The sequence below is a fragment of the Lysinibacillus sp. FSL K6-0102 genome, from assembly GCF_038003545.1.
GTDB classification, from domain to species: Bacteria; Bacillota; Bacilli; order Bacillales_A; family Planococcaceae; genus Lysinibacillus; species Lysinibacillus capsici.
In genome coordinates, this window is record NZ_JBBOPH010000001.1 from 4,309,555 (window position 1) to 4,323,209 (window position 13,655).

General features: G+C 42.4%; 8 protein-coding genes, 1 tRNA gene and 3 rRNA genes. 2 read left to right on the top strand and 10 right to left on the bottom strand.

What is annotated here, in order from left to right; genetic code table 11:
- Nucleotides 1-126: 126 nt before the first annotated feature.
- Nucleotides 127-762, bottom strand: coding sequence for a redox-sensing transcriptional repressor Rex (locus NYE73_RS21870; protein WP_004224350.1), 636 nt, complete (start codon nucleotides 760-762; stop codon nucleotides 127-129).
- Between the two features lie 253 nt (nucleotides 763-1,015).
- Here NYE73_RS21870 and NYE73_RS21875 point away from each other — a divergent pair, with 253 nt between their 5' ends.
- Nucleotides 1,016-2,959: an ABC transporter ATP-binding protein gene (locus NYE73_RS21875; RefSeq protein WP_259951099.1), complete on the top strand. Its 1,944-nt coding sequence runs from the start codon at nucleotides 1,016-1,018 to the stop codon at nucleotides 2,957-2,959.
- A gap of 434 nt (nucleotides 2,960-3,393) precedes the next feature.
- On the opposite strand, the gene tsaD is transcribed toward NYE73_RS21875, so the two are convergent.
- From tsaD to NYE73_RS21905, 6 genes are all read right to left on the bottom strand, one after another.
- On the bottom strand, nucleotides 3,394-4,410 hold the full coding sequence (gene tsaD / locus NYE73_RS21880; RefSeq protein WP_048394920.1) for a tRNA (adenosine(37)-N6)-threonylcarbamoyltransferase complex transferase subunit TsaD: 1,017 nt from the start codon (nucleotides 4,408-4,410) through the stop codon (nucleotides 3,394-3,396).
- Nucleotides 4,410-4,862 carry a ribosomal protein S18-alanine N-acetyltransferase gene (rimI, locus tag NYE73_RS21885; protein WP_054548892.1) on the bottom strand — a complete coding sequence of 151 codons (453 nt, stop codon included), beginning with the start codon at nucleotides 4,860-4,862 and terminating at the stop codon, nucleotides 4,410-4,412. The genes tsaD and rimI overlap by 1 nt, the downstream gene beginning before the upstream one ends.
- Nucleotides 4,855-5,562 carry a tRNA (adenosine(37)-N6)-threonylcarbamoyltransferase complex dimerization subunit type 1 TsaB gene (gene tsaB, locus NYE73_RS21890; protein WP_048394916.1) on the bottom strand — a complete coding sequence of 236 codons (708 nt, stop codon included), beginning with the start codon at nucleotides 5,560-5,562 and terminating at the stop codon, nucleotides 4,855-4,857. Before tsaB ends, rimI begins: the two co-directional genes overlap by 8 nt.
- Entirely contained in the window at nucleotides 5,559-6,008 is a 450-nt protein-coding gene (tsaE, locus tag NYE73_RS21895) for a tRNA (adenosine(37)-N6)-threonylcarbamoyltransferase complex ATPase subunit type 1 TsaE (RefSeq protein WP_048394914.1), read from the bottom strand. Before tsaE ends, tsaB begins: the two co-directional genes overlap by 4 nt.
- Before the next feature lie 180 nt (nucleotides 6,009-6,188).
- Nucleotides 6,189-6,527, bottom strand: a complete 339-nt coding sequence (locus tag NYE73_RS21900) for a hypothetical protein (RefSeq protein ID WP_048394912.1) — start codon at nucleotides 6,525-6,527, stop codon at nucleotides 6,189-6,191.
- A 467-nt stretch (nucleotides 6,528-6,994) separates the two neighbouring features.
- Nucleotides 6,995-7,070, bottom strand: a tRNA-Asp gene (locus tag NYE73_RS21905).
- A gap of 209 nt (nucleotides 7,071-7,279) precedes the next feature.
- On the opposite strand from NYE73_RS21905, the gene NYE73_RS21910 reads away from it, so the two are divergent.
- Entirely contained in the window at nucleotides 7,280-8,344 is a 1,065-nt protein-coding gene (locus NYE73_RS21910) for a M24 family metallopeptidase (protein ID WP_054548894.1), read from the top strand.
- A 159-nt stretch (nucleotides 8,345-8,503) separates the two neighbouring features.
- Here the strand turns inward: NYE73_RS21910 and rrf are convergent.
- The 3 genes from rrf to NYE73_RS21925 form a co-directional block, all read right to left on the bottom strand.
- Nucleotides 8,504-8,619: ribosomal RNA gene (rrf, locus tag NYE73_RS21915) — 5S ribosomal RNA — on the bottom strand.
- A 192-nt stretch (nucleotides 8,620-8,811) separates the two neighbouring features.
- Nucleotides 8,812-11,739 (bottom strand): 23S ribosomal RNA (locus NYE73_RS21920).
- Nucleotides 11,740-11,920: 181 nt separating this feature from the next.
- Nucleotides 11,921-13,472: ribosomal RNA gene (locus NYE73_RS21925) — 16S ribosomal RNA — on the bottom strand.
- The 16S, 23S and 5S rRNA genes sit together here, the layout of an rRNA operon.
- Nucleotides 13,473-13,655: the final 183 nt, after the last annotated feature.

Consider the following 13,655-nt stretch of genomic DNA (forward strand, 5'->3'; position numbering starts at 1 on the left):
ATTTCGCCATTTTGCTAACTAATTATATGTGAAAGTTTTTCGTCACACTCACTGATTTGACCTCATTTTATTTAAATTATCTATTTGACAGAAACGGTGAATTACACTAAAAAATATGTATGGTTTTCACTCTTCCTGATTACGAATTAAATAAATAAGCGCTTGCAACTCTACCGATAAATCGATGGTTAAAAGCTGCATTCTATCAGGTACTGTTAATCGCTCTGGCGTAAAGTTTAAAATTCCCTTTGCATTCATGGCTGCTAAGCGATCCGCCATTTTTTGAGCGGAGCGTGGTGAAACGGTTAAAATAGCAAGCTCTGCACCGTATTCTGCATATTTTTCTTCCAATAAATCTGGATGAAAAACCGGAATGTTACTGATCATTTTGCCATCCTTCGGTGCTTTTGAATCGAATGCTACCACAATATGTGTATTATGGTTTTTTTGAAAATTATATTTTAATAATGCACTGCCTAAATTCCCCACACCAATTAACGCTACTTTTGTCGTTTCATGTTGATCAAGCGTCTGGCTAAAAAATTGTAATAGATGCTGCACATCGTAGCCATAACCTTTTTTCCCAAGTGCACCAAAATAAGAAAAATCACGGCGAATAGTTGCAGAATCTATTTTCATCGCTTCACTCAATTCCTTCGACGAAATACGTTCCATACCTTCTTGTGCAAAGTTTTGAATAAATCGATAGTAAAGAGGAAGTCTTTTTGTAGTGGCTTGTGGAATTTTTAATTCTTGTTTCAAACTTTTTCCTCCTTATGATGTACCTCCATCAATTTTACTGTCTTTAACTACTAATTTTAATACATTCATCCTTAACAATATACAACATTTTTGCAATCCCCTGCTGTATTTCTCTTTAGTTAATGGCGCCTTATACGCAGCTAACTAAAAAGAAATCGTTTCAATCTTACATGACTGCTAGGAATAAGTAAAGCACGGACATTGCATGCAAATCGTTCATCCATTACACTAAGGTAGAATTGAGGTGTCAAGAATGATTGTTTTACAGGTCAATCAACTAACTAAATCCTTTCTTGCAGATGAAATTTTAAGTGGTGTTAAATTAGAAGTTCAACACCGTGACCGTGTTGCCTTAGTAGGACGAAACGGTGCAGGTAAATCTACTTTATTAAAAATAATTGCTGGTCAAATGTCTTATGATTCAGGTGATATCATTATCCCAAAGGATATTCAAATAGGCTATTTAGAGCAACATGCAGGATTAAACTCTACGCTAACAATTTGGAATGAAATGATGACTATATTTGAATCTCTTTTAGCCCAAGAACAGCTGCTACGCTCACTTGAACAACAAATGGCTGATCCTACTGTCTATGAAAACCCTACTATGTATGCGAAAGTTATGTCGGAATACGATCAATTACAGCATACGTTTAAAGATGCAGGTGGCTATCAATATGAATCAGACATACGGTCAGTCCTTCATGGTATGCAATTTTATTCCGAAGACTATGACAAACCCATCAGTTCCTTATCTGGTGGACAGCGCACACGTTTAGCACTTGCTAAGCTCTTACTTAGTAAACCAGATCTTTTAATTCTCGATGAGCCAACGAACCATTTAGATATCGAAACACTATCTTGGTTGGAATCCTATTTAAAGGGCTATGAAGGCGCTATTTTAATTGTTTCCCATGACCGCTACTTCTTAGACCAAGTCGTTTCTATTGTCTACGAAGTATCTCGTCATCGCGTTACCAAATACCCGGGTAATTATAGTGCATATTTAGATGAAAAAGCTAAAAATTATGAGCGTGATGTCAAACTCTATGAACGTCAGCAAGATGAAAAGGCCAAGCTAGAGGATTTTATCCAAAAAAATATTGCACGTGCTTCTACAACAAAAATGGCACAAAGTCGACGTAAAATGCTTGAACGTACCGAGTGGATGGAATCGCCAGATGGTGATGAGAAATCCGCTAGTTTCGGTTTCACGATTGAACGTCAAAGTGGAAATGATGTTTTATCTGTTGATGAATTAACGATAGGTTATAACGATCGTACCATTTCTAGTGGGATAAACCTCCGCACTTTTCGTGAGGATCGTATTGCCCTTGTTGGCCCAAACGGAGTTGGTAAATCGACATTATTAAAAACAATTGTAAAAGATTTATCCCCTCTTGGAGGTAGTATTCGTTATGGTACGAATGTACAAATCGGCTACTATGATCAAGAGCAAGCAAAGCTATCGAGCAATAAGAGTGTCCTAAAAGAATTATGGGATGAATGGCCACTCATGAACGAAAAAGATATTCGAACTGTATTAGGGCGTTTTCTTTTTAGTGGTGAAGATGTGGATAAAGCTGTATCCTCTTTATCGGGCGGTGAAAAAGCACGCCTTGCACTCGCAAAGCTAATGATGCAAAAGGCTAATTTCTTAATTCTAGATGAGCCTACCAATCATTTGGACTTAGATAGCAAAGAGGTATTAGAAAATGCCTTGATTGATTATCCAGGTACGCTTCTATTTGTCTCACACGACCGCTACTTCATTAATCGTATCGCAACAAAAGTGGTGGAGTTATCTGGAACGGGTTCATTTGAATATTTAGGTGACTACGATTATTACGTTGAGAAAAAGCAGGAACTATTGGAGCTAGCACAAATGAAGGCTGCCTCCCAACCACAAGTACAGCAAGACCTACCTGATAAAACCTCTACATCAAAAATTGATAAAGAAGCAAAAAAGCGTGAACGTCAAATTAGACGTACGATTGAAGATTTAGAAAGCAAGATGCAAGAAACATCTGCTATTGTTGCAAGACTAGAAGAAGCTCTTTGTGACTCTGCCATTTTTACCGACCATGAAAAAATTTCAATGCTTCAAGCAGAATTAGCAACTGCTAAAGAACAGCATGAGCTATTAGAATTAGAATGGCTTGAGTTAAATGAAGAACTTGAAAATATTAGTATGTAAATGATGTAAGCCATGTGAAAGGTCACATGGCTTTTTCTTTACTTGTCTTCATTTTTCATATATATTGGTCAAGTGCTATTTTTCGACAAAAAATGCCCACAGTTTTATTCACACTACAAATCTAGTAGTACCAACATATCAACAGAGTTTTCCACATTGTCCACAATGAAAATTTATTTTATCCACATTCTATCGTATAAAACCAGCTACTATATATTGAATAATCACAAGTTATACACAAGTTATCAACAATTTGTGCATAAGTACGCGTGTTCGCCATTTAATTCGCTCCTTTACCTGTGGATAATTTTCTGAAAAATTTGTCAATTGTGATGCCTCTACTGACTATTCCCTTAGCACGGTTCTTTTTTATCAACAATTATTCGACAATTAAAAAAAGAGATATCTAAAAATATAGATACCTCTTTCTTACACTATACCCAGGATTTTAACTCCATTCCTGGACGTCCATTCATCATTAAGTTTCCTCGAATACCAGCCTCAAACATCGGCATAGCTGCTGCGCCAATCATTGCCGCATTATCAGTACACAATTTAAGCGGCGGTACAAAAAACGGGATACCTTCCTCTTCAAATACAGTCTCCAAAGAAATTCGCAACCCCTTATTTGCTGCTACACCTCCAGCTGCAATAACCTGTTTCACCTGATATTCGCGAGCAGCACGTAATGTCTTAGCAGTCAGTACTTCAACAACACTTTCCTGAAAGCCCTTGGCGACAGCTGCTGGTGAAATAGCTTCACCTCGTTGATCCATATTATGTTTATAATTGATGACAGCTGATTTTAAACCGCTAAAGCTAAAATCATATGAATCCTCTTCCAACCATACTCTTGGAAAAGGAACAGCCTCTCCTTCCTCATGAGCAAGACGATCAATATGTGGCCCACCAGGATAAGGTAAATTTAAAACACGCGCCACTTTATCATAAGCTTCACCAGCTGCATCATCTCTTGTTTCACCAATGACCTCAAAAGAGCCATGTTCCTTCATATAGACAAGCTCTGTATGACCGCCTGAAACTACTAGTGCTAATAAAGGGAACTCCATCGGCTGAACAAGCGCATTGGCATAAATATGCCCTGCAATATGATGCACACCTACAATTGGTAGGTTATTCGCAAAGGCAAAAGCCTTCGCTGCATTAATGCCAATCAACAATGCCCCTACAAGACCCGGACCCTCTGTAACAGCAACCGCATCCAAATCTACCGGCTTTAAATTTGCTTGAGCTAATGCTTCTTCAATTACCATCGTAATTTGTTCAACGTGATGGCGTGATGCAATTTCAGGAACAACGCCACCAAATCGCTTATGACTCTCTATTTGAGAAGCAACAACATTCGACACGATTTCATGACCATTTCGTATAATCGCTGCAGCTGTTTCATCACAGCTTGATTCTATTGCTAATATCAATCCATTATTCATTATAAATTCACCCACATGACAAGGGCATCCTCCCCGTTATCCGTATAATAGCCTTTCCGTATACCACCATCTTGGAATTGGAGCTTACGATAAAGATTTTGTGCAACTGTGTTCGTTACTCGTACCTCCAATGTCATAACCTCCATTCCATGTAAACGAGCTATTTGCATTGCCTCACGCATTAATCCCTCGCCTATACCTCGTCCACGAGCTGCCTCAATAACAGCTACATTCGTAATTTGGGCTGCATCTATAACCATCCACATCCCGCAAAAACCAATAATACTTCCACTTGCATCAACAGCCAGCACATAATGGGCATACTGATTTTCATGTACTTCATAGTAAAAGGAATCCAACGTCCAAGGTACAGGAAATGAAGCTACTTCAATTTCATAAACTGCTGGTACATCATCAGAAACCATTTTACGATAAGTTACATCACTACTCATGTTCTTTCTCCTTCTGTTCTTTCAGCCAATTTGCTTCAGCCTCTGCAATTCGTTTATATTGTGGGACAAAGTGATGAGTAGCTTCAACACTCGGTAATTCCACTTTAGTTCCTACACGAATAACTTCCGTTGCACGTGGCAAGTCAAGACTAAAAGGTGCACGAAAAGCGTTATCGCCAAGCTCCTCTACAATGTTATCCCAAAATAAGCCCACATCTGTTCCTACAAATAAAATAGGTGCATCTAATGCCCTTAAACGCTCTAATAAATCAGCGATATGTGCATGATGATCCTCCACAAGAGCCTCTAGAGTCACTCCTTGATAAACAGCTGTATAAACATTATCTCTTCTTGCATCAAAAATTGGACAAATTAATCCATTATAAAGGGTAGCATTTGCAGCTAATGCTTTTAAGCTAGAGACACCAACTAAAGGTATCTGTAATGTCCATGCTAGGGTTTTCGCTAATGTTACACCTATACGGACCCCTGTATACGAACCTGGCCCTTCAGACACTGCAATAACATCCAAGTCGCCTGCCTTCAAACCTGCTCTTGCTAATACCTCTTCAATAGCGGGCATTGCGCCTGCTGAATGTGTTAATTTTATATTTTGTACCAGCTCAGCTACCACTTTTCCATCCCTCACAATAGCAACGGAAAGTGGTGTATTCGCTGTTTCTATTCCTAACCAAATCATTTCATTAGCTCCTCACATAGTGCCTCATAGCGTTCCCCACTAGGTATTAACACAAATCGTCGTTCATTGTCTCCGATTCGATAAATCTCTATCGCTAATCGATTCCGTGGCAAATCCTGTTCTATTAAATGCGCCCACTCTACCACTGATACTGCATCTCCATAAAATAATTCATCCCAACCAAGGTCCTCGTCACTTTCAGCCAAACGATAAACATCTAAATGATTGAAGGGTAAACGTCCTTCATACTGTTTAATGATTGTAAATGTTGGACTGTTGACCGTTCTTTTCACACCAAGCCCTTTTGCTAAGGCCTTCGTAAACGTTGTCTTGCCTGCACCCAAATCTCCTTCTAATGTAATTGTATCTTGAGCTTCTAGTAATTTTGCAAGTGTCACGGCAAAACGCTCTGTATCATCAACTGAATTCATGATTATTTCATACATTCTCATTTTTCCTCTCATCACTACATTACCTCTAGTTTACCTAAACTAGCGAAAATGTTCAAAGCATCCAATATCATTATATCCTACATAGATTATCTTCGTTAAAAAGCCTAATTTTATGACATAGGTAGGCATTTAAATAAAAAAACACGCCTTCTTTTACAAAGACGTGACAACTATTTATCTGTTTGAATGACCTTTCACTGCTATGATTTCTTTGCCAATTAGTTTATCATCCTTAAATTTTACTATATAGGCCTGTGTCATCAAGATTTCATCATTCCAACGATATTCATTATTTTTGATTTTTTTACCTGCGCCGCCTGCTGCTTCTACTACCTCAATATATGACATATCATTTTTTAATTTCTCAAATTCTACTTCGTTCATATTTTTTTGCCAGTGATACGCATTTGATTCTTCAATCTCCATAATAGGATCTCCACAGCCTACCATCATTATCATGGAACCAATAAGCAAAGGGAAATAAATACTTTTAAAAGAATAATCTTTGCTCATATAAACACCTCCGTAGCCAATCCGATTACATCTACTTTTTTACCCCTAATCTTTATATTAGAAACATCTCTAATTTTACCTTATAGAAACGCTATCATTTATCGGTAATTTTTACTATTTTTAGATAATGTTAAATATATGAAATTCGCTATGTTTATGGCTATATTATCGATCATTTCACAGCGATTTAAGCCATTTTTTAGATACACTTGATATGTTTTAGGGAAATAGATGTTGTTTATGAAATAATAAAGGGAAGTTGGTCTCAAATACTTCACAAAATGTTATGCTTTTAGCCTCTGTGTTTCTACTAGGCAGTGTTGATCCTTTCGACATTATTCATTTGTCATGTAATTTCTACTTAATTTACTGATAAACTCCTGAAAGATGAATTGGATCCATACTCCAATCACATACAAAAAAGTCCCTATGATGTAAAATCATAAGGACTGTAATATCAATTTAAATGGCGGTCCCGACCGGGATCGAACCGGCGATCTCCTGCGTGACAGGCAGGCATGTTAACCGCTACACCACGGGACCTCTTTAAGACATTTATAAATATATCATAGAAAATATAGATATACAATATCTTTTTTCACATTTTTTTAATATATTTTCCAACACTCTTTAATCTAGGATAGAGGTTATCCTGCAATGCATTTTCCACATAATCAACATCTAATTTCATATAAGCTCTAAACATGATGCAAATTTTGCAGTATATTTAACTTTGAAGGGGGAAACATAACATGTCAAAATTAGAACAATTACAAGCAGCCTTACAGCTCCACAATACCGATGCAATTATTATCACAAATGCTCAAAATCGTCGCTATCTAACAGGTTTTACAGGTAGTGCAGGTACAGTTATTGTAACAAAGACACGCGCACTTTTATTAGTAGACTTCCGCTACACTCAGCAAGCAACAAATCAGTGTGACACCTTTGAAGTACTAGAGATTGATCGCAACCATTTATATGAAACCATTCAGGAAATTCTTGAACAGGAATTAATTCAAACTGTTGGTTTTGAGCAACATCATGTAACTTATTTTAGCTATCAATTAATGAAGAGCAAATTGACAGCTATATTAAAACCAATGCCTACTATTGTAGAAGATTTACGGATGATTAAAACACCAGAAGAAATTGAAATAATTAAGAAAGCAGCATGGATTTCCGATGAGGCGTTTAATCATATTCTGACATTCATCAAACCAGGTATTTCAGAACTTGAGATTGCCTATGAATTAGAGTCTCATATGCGAAAAAATGGTGCAACAGGTGCAGCCTTCGATATGATTATTGCTTCTGGCCATCGTTCAGCACTCCCACATGGTGTAGCATCCTCTAAAATAGTGGAGCAAGGTGACATGTTGACAATGGATTTTGGTGCTTACTACCGAGGTTATCGTTCTGATATGACAAGAACGATTGCTGTTGGAGAACCATTAGAGCAATTAAAAGAAGTATATCAAATAGTTTATGGTGCCTTACAGCATGCCCTTTCCAATATGAAGGCTGGTATAACTGGACAAGAGGCCGATAGTTATTCACGAGACTACATTACTAAAAAGGGATATGGACAAAATTACGGACACGGTGCAGGACATGGTATAGGCTTAGATATCCATGAAAACATATTTATGTCTACCATATGTAAAGACATGTTAGAAGAAAATATGGTACTAACTGTCGAACCGGGTATTTATATACCTAATGTAGGTGGTGTTCGAATCGAGGATGATGTTATCGTTACAAAAGAAGGTGTGGAAGTCATCACTCACTCTCCTAAGGAACTCATTATTTTATAGCCCATTAAAGTGATGTTTTATATGGAGATATCATTAAAGAAGTTTAGCTGCTTACTTTGATATATAACAAATGTTTTAAAGAGTAAGTACAATAAATTCTTTGTACTTACTCTTTTTATAAAAGAAAAAACAGCCAACACACAGCTGACTGTTTTGTTTGCCTAGCGACGTCCTACTCTCACAGGGGGAAGCCCCCAACTACCATCGGCGCTAAAGAGCTTAACTTCCGTGTTCGGTATGGGAACGGGTGTGACCTCTTTGCCATCATCACTAGACTTATGCGACCTCCAATACACGGCGTATTACTGCGTCAGCTGCTCTCGTTCAATCAGTCACGTACAGAAGTACGCTCCTTCAATCACTCGTTTGCTTCCTTGTACTACTTGTGTCTTGAAGCTCTCTTTTTTTGTTGAAAGATTTATTCTTTCAAAACTGGATAAACGGTGCATTGAATGTTTCAAACTTTTTTGGTTAAGTCCTCGATCGATTAGTATTCGTCAGCTCCATGTGTCACCACACTTCCACCTCGAACCTATCTACCTCATCGTCTTTGAGGGATCTTACTTACTTGCGTAATGGGAAATCTCATCTTGAGGGGGGCTTCATGCTTAGATGCTTTCAGCACTTATCCCGTCCACACATAGCTACCCAGCGATGCCTTTGGCAAGACAACTGGTACACCAGCGGTGTGTCCATCCCGGTCCTCTCGTACTAAGGACAGCTCCTCTCAAATTTCCTACGCCCACGACGGATAGGGACCGAACTGTCTCACGACGTTCTGAACCCAGCTCGCGTACCGCTTTAATGGGCGAACAGCCCAACCCTTGGGACCGACTACAGCCCCAGGATGCGATGAGCCGACATCGAGGTGCCAAACCTCCCCGTCGATGTGGACTCTTGGGGGAGATAAGCCTGTTATCCCCGGGGTAGCTTTTATCCGTTGAGCGATGGCCCTTCCATGCGGAACCACCGGATCACTAAGCCCGTCTTTCGACCCTGCTCGACTTGTAGGTCTCGCAGTCAAGCTCCCTTGTGCCTTTACACTCTACGAATGATTTCCAACCATTCTGAGGGAACCTTTGGGCGCCTCCGTTACCTTTTAGGAGGCGACCGCCCCAGTCAAACTGTCCGCCTGACACTGTCTCCTGCCCCGCTAAGGGGCATGGGTTAGAATTTCAATACAACCAGGGTAGTATCCCACCGACGCCTCCTTCGAAGCTGGCGCTCCGAGATCTCTGGCTCCTACCTATCCTGTACAAGTTGTACCAAAATTCAATATCAGGCTACAGTAAAGCTCCACGGGGTCTTTCCGTCCTGTCGCGGGTAACCTGCATCTTCACAGGTACTATAATTTCACCGAGTCTCTCGTTGAGACAGTGCCCAGATCGTTACGCCTTTCGTGCGGGTCGGAACTTACCCGACAAGGAATTTCGCTACCTTAGGACCGTTATAGTTACGGCCGCCGTTTACTGGGGCTTCAATTCGCAGCTTCGCTTGCGCTAACCACTCCTCTTAACCTTCCAGCACCGGGCAGGCGTCAGCCCCTATACGTCACCTTACGGTTTTGCAGAGACCTGTGTTTTTGCTAAACAGTCGCCTGGGCCTATTCACTGCGGCTCTCATGCGCTTGCACGCTCAAGAGCACCCCTTCTCCCGAAGTTACGGGGTCATTTTGCCGAGTTCCTTAACGAGAGTTCTCTCGCACACCTTAGGATTCTCTCCTCGACTACCTGTGTCGGTTTGCGGTACGGGCACCTCTCACCTCGATAGAGGCTTTTCTTGGCAGTGTGAAATCAGGAACTTCGTCCATACGGACTCGCCATCACAGCTCAACGTTACAGTGTGCGGATTTGCCTACACACACGCCTTACTGCTTGGACGCGCACAACCAACGGCGCGCTTACCCTATCCTACTGCGTCCCCCCATTTCTCAAACGGTGAGGAGGTGGTACAGGAATATCAACCTGTTGTCCATCGCCTACGCCTATCGGCCTCGGCTTAGGTCCCGACTAACCCTGAGCGGACGAGCCTTCCTCAGGAAACCTTAGTCATACGGTGGACGGGATTCTCACCCGTCTTTCGCTACTCATACCGGCATTCTCACTTCTAAGCGCTCCACCAGTCCTTCCGATCTGACTTCAACGCACTTAGAACGCTCTCCTACCACTGACATCGTAGATGTCAATCCACAGCTTCGGTGAATCGTTTAGCCCCGATACATTTTCGGCGCAGCGTCACTCGACCAGTGAGCTATTACGCACTCTTTAAATGATGGCTGCTTCTAAGCCAACATCCTGGTTGTCTGTGCAACGCCACATCCTTTTCCACTTAACGATTACTTTGGGACCTTAGCTGGTGGTCTGGGCTGTTTCCCTTTTGACTACGGATCTTATCACTCGCAGTCTGACTCCCGTGTATAAATATCTGGCATTCGGAGTTTGTCTGAATTCGGTAAACCGGGATGGCCCCCTAGTCCAAACAGTGCTCTACCTCCAGTATTCTCATCACGAGGCTAGCCCTAAAGCTATTTCGGAGAGAACCAGCTATCTCCAAGTTCGATTGGAATTTCTCCGCTACCCACACCTCATCCCCGCACTTTTCAACGTGCGTGGGTTCGGGCCTCCAGTAAGTGTTACCTCACCTTCACCCTGGACATGGGTAGATCACCTGGTTTCGGGTCTACGACCACGTACTATTTCGCCCTATTCAGACTCGCTTTCGCTGCGGCTCCGCCTTCTAAAGCTTAACCTTGCACGTAATCGTAACTCGCCGGTTCATTCTACAAAAGGCACGCTATCACCCATTAACGGGCTCTAACTACTTGTAGGCACACGGTTTCAGGATCTCTTTCACTCCCCTTCCGGGGTGCTTTTCACCTTTCCCTCACGGTACTGGTTCACTATCGGTCACTAGGTAGTATTTAGCCTTGGGAGATGGTCCTCCCGGATTCCGACGGAATTTCACGTGTTCCGCCGTACTCAGGATCCACTCAGGAGAGAACGAACTTTCGACTACAGGGCTTTTACCTGCTCTGGCGGACCTTTCCAAGTCGCTTCATCTAACTCGCTCTTTTGTAACTCCGTATAGAGTGTCCTACAACCCCAAGAGGCAAGCCTCTTGGTTTGGGCTCTTCCCGTTTCGCTCGCCGCTACTCAGGGAATCGATTTTTCTTTCTCTTCCTCCAGGTACTTAGATGTTTCAGTTCCCTGGGTCTGCCTTCAAGACGCTATGTATTCACGTCAAGATACTACGCGATTAAACGTAGTGGGTTCCCCCATTCGGAAATCTCCGGATCAAAGCTCACTTACAGCTCCCCGAAGCATATCGGTGTTAGTGCCGTCCTTCTTCGGCTCCTAGTGCCAAGGCATTCGCCGTGCGCCCTTAATAACTTAACCAAGTTATTAAGCCTATAAAAAACTTAAAAAATAAATGTGTTTGTTACAATTTCAATGTCGTTTTATCCAGTTTTCAAAGAACAAGTTTTGAAGTGTTTCATTCAGATAGAATGAACCTTCAAAACTGAACGCAAAACGTAATCTTACAAACCCAAGGTTTGTATTCCGAAATAATCCTTAGAAAGGAGGTGATCCAGCCGCACCTTCCGATACGGCTACCTTGTTACGACTTCACCCCAATCATCTATCCCACCTTCGGCGGCTGGCTCCAAAAGGTTACCTCACCGACTTCGGGTGTTACAAACTCTCGTGGTGTGACGGGCGGTGTGTACAAGGCCCGGGAACGTATTCACCGCGGCATGCTGATCCGCGATTACTAGCGATTCCGGCTTCATGTAGGCGAGTTGCAGCCTACAATCCGAACTGAGAACGACTTTATCGGATTAGCTCCCTCTCGCGAGTTGGCAACCGTTTGTATCGTCCATTGTAGCACGTGTGTAGCCCAGGTCATAAGGGGCATGATGATTTGACGTCATCCCCACCTTCCTCCGGTTTGTCACCGGCAGTCACCTTAGAGTGCCCAACTAAATGATGGCAACTAAGATCAAGGGTTGCGCTCGTTGCGGGACTTAACCCAACATCTCACGACACGAGCTGACGACAACCATGCACCACCTGTCACCGTTGCCCCCGAAGGGGAAACTATATCTCTACAGTGGTCAACGGGATGTCAAGACCTGGTAAGGTTCTTCGCGTTGCTTCGAATTAAACCACATGCTCCACCGCTTGTGCGGGCCCCCGTCAATTCCTTTGAGTTTCAGTCTTGCGACCGTACTCCCCAGGCGGAGTGCTTAATGCGTTAGCTGCAGCACTAAGGGGCGGAAACCCCCTAACACTTAGCACTCATCGTTTACGGCGTGGACTACCAGGGTATCTAATCCTGTTTGCTCCCCACGCTTTCGCGCCTCAGCGTCAGTTACAGACCAGAAAGTCGCCTTCGCCACTGGTGTTCCTCCAAATCTCTACGCATTTCACCGCTACACTTGGAATTCCACTTTCCTCTTCTGCACTCAAGTCCCCCAGTTTCCAATGACCCTCCACGGTTGAGCCGTGGGCTTTCACATCAGACTTAAAGGACCGCCTGCGCGCGCTTTACGCCCAATAATTCCGGACAACGCTTGCCACCTACGTATTACCGCGGCTGCTGGCACGTAGTTAGCCGTGGCTTTCTAATAAGGTACCGTCAAGGTACAGCCAGTTACTACTGTACTTGTTCTTCCCTTACAACAGAGTTTTACGATCCGAAAACCTTCTTCACTCACGCGGCGTTGCTCCATCAGGCTTTCGCCCATTGTGGAAGATTCCCTACTGCTGCCTCCCGTAGGAGTCTGGGCCGTGTCTCAGTCCCAGTGTGGCCGATCACCCTCTCAGGTCGGCTACGCATCGTCGCCTTGGTGAGCCGTTACCTCACCAACTAGCTAATGCGCCGCGGGCCCATCCTATAGCGACAGCCGAAACCGTCTTTCAGTCTTTCACCATGAAGCAAAAGAGATTATTCGGTATTAGCCCCGGTTTCCCGGAGTTATCCCAAACTATAGGGTAGGTTGCCCACGTGTTACTCACCCGTCCGCCGCTAACGTCAAAGGAGCAAGCTCCTTTTCTGTTCGCTCGACTTGCATGTATTAGGCACGCCGCCAGCGTTCGTCCTGAGCCAGGATCAAACTCTCCATAAAAGAAATTTGATTAGCTCAAATTGTTTTGCTGGCATCATGTTTGATGTCCAAAATTTTTGTTTTGTTCACTAACCGAAGCTAGCTACTTAAAACTTTATTGATTACGTTTTGCTTGTTCAGTTTTCAAGGTTCATGTCATCGCCCTTTTGGACAACTATTTAAATTTACCATACAACCAAGAGG